Here is a 6,361-nt window from a genome sequence, read left to right as displayed (position 1 = left end):
CCCTTTATATCAATAAGTAAAATAAAGATAAGTGTTTAATATTTACGAGGTAGACGCCGAGCTTGAAAAGCATAGCTTTAAATTATTTAAGCTCTACATTTGCTTCTAAAATATAAACATTTACTCAAACCTAAAGCCGTGCAATTATTGAGCAACACATTATTTAATAAGGATATTTATGAAGCTTTTACTATCGCTTGTGTTAATAGTTACTTTTAGTACACCTGTTTTAAGCTATGCAGACACCGCTACAACCGACATAACCGTGGGTAAAAAGGTCATTCTACAATCAAAAATACTTAACGAAGACAGACCTATCAGAATATTCATACCTGACAATGTAAAAGACGATCAGCCGCTCTATGTTATTTATTTACTTGATGGTGTTGAGCACTTTCATACGGCGTCTGGCGTTATAAAATCCCTTGTTGATTACGAGCAGATACCTAATGCAATGCTTGTTGCTATTGATACAACCAACCGTGTTCGTGATTACTTACCTAAAGTACAAGGTGAGCCTAAAACGGAGTTTCAAACCTTTGTTAAAAATAAATGGCCTGACGCAGGGCAAACCGATAATTTTTTAAAGTTTGTGTCTGATGAGCTCATGCCCTATATAAATAGCAACTACCCAACTAATGGTTACAACACCTTAATTGGTCATTCTAATGCTGGTACATTAGCGCTTTATACTTTAGTTAATCAACCAGCATTATTTAACAACTACATCGCTATAAGCCCAAATAGTTGGTGGAGTGATGAAGAGTTAAAAAGTAATATTATTAAATACACTAAAAACCCCAAAGGCGCTCAAGCGTTATTTATTAGTGTTGCAAGTGAAGGCGCACGCTTTTATACCGGCGTATTAAATACTTTAGTAAATTTAGAGCAACAAATGCCCACACAGCTAAAATGGAAATATAAGCATTATCCCACTTTTACTCATATGGGCACCATACTTCCAGCACTTAGCGATAGCCTAATTCACTTATTTAGCGACCTAATATTTAAAGTGACTGACGAGCACGGAAAATTTGCGGATGTATCATTGATTACCGGTTACTACCAAGCACTTAGTGATAAGTACGGATTTGAGCTTAAAATTCCACAAGATGTGTACGTAGAATTTGCTCATAGCCAGCAAGAGTTTGGTAACACTAAAAAAGCTATTTCAACACTAAAACACTTTACTAACGATTACCCTAATGCTGCTTACTCTCACATGCGATTATCGCAAGGCTACACTGCTAATAAACAGTTCAAAGAGGCATTCACTAGTATGAAACACGCACTAGAACTTGCTAAACAGAACTCGCGTGACCCGCTGTTAATCGATGCACTGCAAGATATGGTGAATGAAGCACAAGAAAATTTGTAGCTCATTAATTTAAAAGCATTACGAGCTTTGCTCGTCGCGTCAGCAAGCTGTACGCCTACACTAAAGAAAGCATTAGCCTATAAAAAAACCGATGCTTAAACTAAACATCGGTTTTTCTTTGGCTGAAAGCTGACAGCTAAAAACTGACCGCTTGTCTTTATCACTTCCCTATCGCTTCTTTAGCGAATAGGTGTTTGATTGGGCCCAAGTTATCAACTAACGAAAGCCCTACCCCACGAATCAGCTTTTTAACTGGGTTTGCGCCTTCAAATAACTCTTTTAGCCCTTGCATCATGGCAATGTGTTTTTGTGCGTCGAGCTTACGGGTGCGCTCGTAATCACGCAGTGTGCGCGTACTTGCAAATTCTTTGGTGTCTTGACTTAGTAGCTCGATTAAATAAGCCGCGTCTTTTAGACCTAGGTTCATACCGAGCCCTGCTAATGGATGAATGGTATGCGCTGCATCGCCCATTAGCACCACCTTGCCATTTACCCATTGCTGGGCATAACGCATTTTAAGTGGGAACGCGACGCGCTTACTTTGCACTTCACATAAACCGCATTGGCCATCTATTGCAGCCATAACTGTTTTATTAAAAGTGGTGTCGTCCATTGCTAACAATTCATCACAATGATTAGGGCTGGTAGACCACACAATTGAATGAGTATGCTCATCGCTCAATGGCAAGAACGCTAGCGGCCCTGTAGGTAAAAACACTTGGCGTGCGGTATTTGCATGTGACTCTTTGGTTTTAACTGTCGCTACTAACGCATGGTGATCGTAATCTTTAAAGCTCAGCGCCATATTAAACTGTTTACGAATCGCTGAATTTGCACCATCAGCCGCCACCAGCAACTTAGCAATAATAGGTTCGCCAGTTTTTAAATTAATAAATACATCAGACTCGCTTTGGTGTATTTGCTGATACTCGGTATTAAACATGAGTGCGGCATTACTTTGCTGCTCAAGCTCTTTTATTAGTGCAAAGCGAATAATATCGTTTTCAACAATGTGGCCTAAATGCTCAAGCTCAAGTTGCTCGTTATTAAAGGCTATTTTTCCAAAGCTGTCGGCATCGCGTACATCCATGTGCGTATAAGCACAAGCACGCTCAGCTATTATGTGTGGCCATACATTTAACTGCTCGAGCAAAGTTTGGCTGGCAATACTCAATGCGCTTACACGTAAACCATAGTCATCGCTCGGTGGAGCTTGAGTTGGCGCTGCATCTAACACAACCACACTGATATTCGCTTTAGCAAGCCCTAGCGCCAGCGTTAAACCTACGCAGCCACCACCCACTATACAAACCTGTACTTGTTTCATAAACGTGTACCTTGTTTAACTTGTCCCATTAACTGTTTAGCCAATGGGGCTTTGAATGCGGGGAATAAATCCATTGAAAATAGCCCAATACTACGACCAAGCGCTAACACCCGTGATGAGTTTGAAAAAAGTCGAACCAAGGCATCGGTCAATGTCATCACGGTGTTTATATCATCACTGCGCTTAATTGAATATTGACGAGTAAAGGCATAACTACCTAAATCGTGTTCACTGTTTGCTATTAAGTCACTAAGCACTTGTACGTCGCGCAGCCCTAAATTAAAGCCTTGACCTGCAATGGGGTGAATTGCATGTGCCGCGTTACCTATTACCACAGTACGGTGCGCCGTCAACGATTCTATTTGCCCATAAACCAGTGGATAACTGGCGCGCATCCCTACTTTTATAAACTGCCCAGCACGATAACCAAAGGTGACTTGCAGTACGCTTAAAAAGTCTGATTCACTTAATGCCATATACTGCTCAATATGTTCTTGGCGCATACACCATACTAACGAATAGCGGTTATTACTCATGGGTAATAAAGCCATTGGGCCATTTTGGGTAAACCGCTCAAACGCCTGATGATGGTGTCCACCAGCCACTTCTATATTGGCAATAATCGCGCCTTGTTCATAAGGCTGGGTATTGAAACCTAAGCCTAGCAAGTGACGGGTTGGCGATTGTGCACCGTCGGCAATCACTAACAGCTTAGCGCTTAGTTTTTCACTACTTTGTAATGTAAGTTCATTACTTTCGGCATTTTGTTTTATCGCCGTTACGCTATTAGGGCAAAAAAGCGATATATTTGATTGCGTTAAACGTTGATGCAGCGCTCTGCCAAATGGGTTTACCTCCACCACATAGCCTAATGAGGGTTTTGCAAATTCATCACACTGTATGTGGGTTTTACCAAAGTGCCCTTTGTCTGACACACTGACTTTTTTTATGGCCGCCGCATAGGGAGCGTTTATTTCAAACAAATTGAGGCTTTGTAAATACTCCACCGACTGCTGTGCAAGTGCGATGCTTCTGTCGTCAAAACTTGGGTGATAATCTGTGGTTACTTGGTTTGCTTCAACCACGGCAATATGTAGGCTGGGATTTTTTTTACTTATACTCAGTGCGCAACTTGCGCCCACTAAACCACCGCCAATAACTACAACATCAAACTGCTTAGCCACTTTTATCTCCAAGCTTATGCGTTTTTAGCGCTTTGCATTAACGCTTCTATTTCGCTAATTTTTTTAGGCACGGTAATCGTTAAGTTTTCGTGACCAGACTCAGTTACTAATAAGTTATCTTCAATACGAATACCTATACCTTGGTATTTTTTGGGTGCGTTTGAATCTTTACTAATATAAAGCCCAGGTTCAATGGTCAGTACCATACCCGGTTCAAAAGCACGCTCTTGGTTATTAACCTTGTAATCGCCCACATCATGAACATCGAGTCCTAACCAATGGCCAAGACCATGCATGTAGTATTCTTTACAGGCACCTTGCGCCATTAACTCATCAAAATCGCCGGTTAAAATACCTAAATCGAGTAACCCTTGGGTTAGCACTTGCATAGCTAATTTATTAGCCTGCGATAAGTAGCCACCGGGCTTTACTTCGCTAAATGCCACTTCTTGCGCTTTGAGTACAATATTATAAAGCGCAGCTTGCTCGGTGCTAAATTTACCATTAACGGGGAAAGTACGGGTAATGTCGGCTGCGTAACCTTGTAGCTCACAACCTGAATCAATCAGCACTAGGTCGCCATTGTTTAATACATCGCTGTTTTGGGTGTAGTGCAAAATATTAGCGTTATCGCCACTACCGACAATGGTGCCATAAGCTGGATGTGGCGCCCCATTCATCGCATAGTGATGATGAAGCTCTGCCTCTAATTGAAACTCGGTTGCGCCAACGTGGGAAAAGCGCATGGCACGCATGTGTGCTCGGGCACTTATTTCGCAGCCTTCACGCATAATGTTAATTTCGCTTGGCGATTTAAATAGGCGCATTTCATGTAATAACGGGCGAATATCTTTAAGGGTACTCGGTGCTGTATCGCCTTTTTTGGGGGCACTACGCAAAGTATTAAGCATTGAAAATACTTTGCCGTCGAAGGCAGGATACGTCCCTTGTGCATAAAATAAAATCTGTTGGCCGTTCACCAAATTCAATAATTGTTCGTTTAGTTCACTTAATGCATAAGTTTTGTCGAATAAGTATTCACTTTGCGCTTTTTCAAAACCAATGCGCCTGCCGTGCCATACCTCTGCAAGTTTATCTTTATCTAAACAAAACAATATAGAAGGCGTATCACTGTCTTTGCATAACACCAATACCGCATCGGGTTCGTTAAAACCAGTTAAGTAAAAAAAGTCACTGTCTTGTCTAAACGGATAATGAGTATCTCGGCTACGTGTGAGCTCGGTTGCAGCAGGAATTATCGCAATACTGTTGCTATCCATTGCCGTCAATAAACGCTCGCGGCGCGCTTTAAACTCTGACTTTTGTATTTCAACCATTAATAACTAACCCATTACTTTTGTTGTATTACTAAATTAATGCAGTGTTTTTTTGTTGCTTTGTGGGTTTTGCTCTTTGCCAAGTTCAGCAAAACACAGTAACGCCGATACGCGTACGTACTCAATCACTTCATGTAGTGCTTGGCTATCTTCTTCGGTTTCTTCAAAGGTTGTATCAAGGCGCGTAATTTCGCTAAAGTCGCTAATCACTTCTTTTACATCTGCCGACAGCTTGCCATAGTCTTTTTGCTTTAAGCCAAAGCCCAGCATAAACCCAGCTACCCATGATACGAGCCCATTGGCTTGATCGATGAGTGTTTCGTCATCACTCGGTAAAAACAAATCAAATTGAAACTCTTCATTGTTAAAACTTTCAACCACTTGTTGATAAATTTGGCCAAAAAACTGTTTTAAATCGTTGCTAAACGACTCGCCATCATTAAATACATCGCTCAGTAAGCCTAAATATTCTTTATCGTCAATGCTTAGCCCACAAGCAAGTAAGCCGCTAATAACGCCATGCGCTTCAGCAGGTGATACAAATATTTCGTTTTTCTCTAAAAGAAGTTGGGCTTTTTCGTAATCTGGTAAGTTATTCATAATGACGTCTTCGCTTTGCTAATTAAAGCAATGCTACCACTCGATAAAAAGCAACTCCAATGAATTCTATGACTGAGGTCAAAAGCAAGCGATTGAAAAGCTGATTAAGTTCAAAAAGCAATCTTAAAAGTAAATATAAGATTAAATTTGCAGGAAAACTGAGCGAACAGTTTAATTTTTTACGATTGGGGTTTAAGGATTGGAATATGTCTTATATACTAAATTTGTTCCCTGGGGTGCAGGAGCTTGGTTAAGTCCCTGAGCCGATAAATTTTATACCAGGATTTTTGTTCGTTTACTATTGTGCAAGCTCGGCATGTACCGAGAAGCCTACGGTAAACCGCAGATTTCCGCCCTGAAACCTCAAGGTTTCAGGACTGACACCGGGCACCGCATTCTCGGGGAACACCTTCCTTTATAGCTTAGGTTCTAGGTTCTCAAGCATTTCTTTTTAACTAAACATTCCCTATCTTTCGTCTTTAAATATATCGAACTGCGCCTCCACAGCCCGATATTAAACTTGTTTCTAACACCT

At 41.0% G+C, this 6,361-nt stretch carries 5 protein-coding genes and 1 other RNA gene; 2 read left to right on the top strand and 4 right to left on the bottom strand.

The window, feature by feature from the left end; all coding sequences use genetic code 11:
• Window positions 1-178 precede the first annotated feature (178 nt).
• Entirely contained in the window at window positions 179-1,378 is a 1,200-nt protein-coding gene (locus tag QL984_RS15870; RefSeq protein ID WP_016900634.1) for an alpha/beta hydrolase-fold protein, read from the top strand.
• Window positions 1,379-1,538: 160 nt separating this feature from the next.
• Here the strand turns inward: QL984_RS15870 and QL984_RS15865 are convergent, their stop codons facing one another.
• From QL984_RS15865 to QL984_RS15850, 4 genes are read right to left on the bottom strand one after another with little or no spacing between them, the layout of a single operon-like run.
• Entirely contained in the window at window positions 1,539-2,705 is a 1,167-nt protein-coding gene (locus QL984_RS15865; RefSeq protein ID WP_290172944.1) for an FAD-dependent monooxygenase, read from the bottom strand.
• Entirely contained in the window at window positions 2,702-3,889 is a 1,188-nt protein-coding gene (gene ubiH / locus QL984_RS15860; protein ID WP_128583192.1) for a 2-octaprenyl-6-methoxyphenyl hydroxylase, read from the bottom strand. Before ubiH ends, QL984_RS15865 begins: the two co-directional genes overlap by 4 nt.
• A gap of 14 nt (window positions 3,890-3,903) precedes the next feature.
• A complete protein-coding gene (pepP, locus tag QL984_RS15855; protein WP_128583169.1) occupies window positions 3,904-5,226 on the bottom strand; it encodes a Xaa-Pro aminopeptidase in 1,323 nt (440 codons plus the stop codon).
• A 36-nt stretch (window positions 5,227-5,262) separates the two neighbouring features.
• A complete protein-coding gene (locus QL984_RS15850) occupies window positions 5,263-5,826 on the bottom strand; it encodes a UPF0149 family protein (protein WP_008110427.1) in 564 nt (187 codons plus the stop codon).
• A 225-nt stretch (window positions 5,827-6,051) separates the two neighbouring features.
• Between QL984_RS15850 and ssrS the strand changes: the two genes are divergently transcribed.
• A non-coding RNA gene (ssrS, locus tag QL984_RS15845) (6S RNA) lies at window positions 6,052-6,235 on the top strand.
• Window positions 6,236-6,361 lie beyond the last annotated feature (126 nt).

Origin of the sequence: Pseudoalteromonas sp. APC 3495 (assembly GCF_030407645.1) — a bacterium.
Lineage (GTDB): Bacteria > Pseudomonadota > Gammaproteobacteria > Enterobacterales > Alteromonadaceae > Pseudoalteromonas > Pseudoalteromonas tetraodonis.
Note: the sequence above shows the minus strand (reverse complement) of the source record. Positions and strands in the feature narration are given on the sequence as shown.